This is a genomic window from Microtetraspora fusca (genome assembly GCF_001570365.1).
Classification (GTDB): Bacteria; Actinomycetota; Actinomycetes; order Streptosporangiales; family Streptosporangiaceae; genus Microtetraspora; species Microtetraspora fusca.
Genome location: NZ_BBYK01000024.1, coordinates 1 through 357, shown reverse-complemented (window position 1 = coordinate 357; position 357 = coordinate 1). Strand labels below are relative to the sequence as shown.

At 66.9% G+C, this 357-nt stretch carries 1 pseudogene; it reads right to left on the bottom strand.

What is annotated here, in order from left to right:
* A pseudogene (locus AWQ68_RS43350) lies at positions 1-357 on the bottom strand (hypothetical protein); the annotation flags it as partial.

Here is a 357-nt window from a genome sequence, read left to right as displayed (position 1 = left end):
GGGCGTGGCGGTTCTGAGTCCGCCCATTCCTGTGCCGAGGTGCGGGTGGTGTTCAACAGTGGCGCGTTCCGCGCCTCGATACTGCTCACGTCGGCTGGCTTGTTTTCGAGTACGGCCTGCAGCATGGGCCCGAAGTCGATGTCGTTGCCGCCGAAGCCGGAGATCACCAGGTCGGTGGCGTCGTCCAGTCCCCCGTTCTGTGGCGGGTTGACGCGGCCGTGGTCGTTCTGGCCGGCGAAGAAGTGCTCAGTACTGGCGCCGGAGGAGGCGTTGAAGCGGACGTCGAAGAAGATCTCGGGGTTGGCGCGGCGCAGCTGGTCGATGGCCTGCAGGACCGCGGCGTTGGCCGAACGGTGG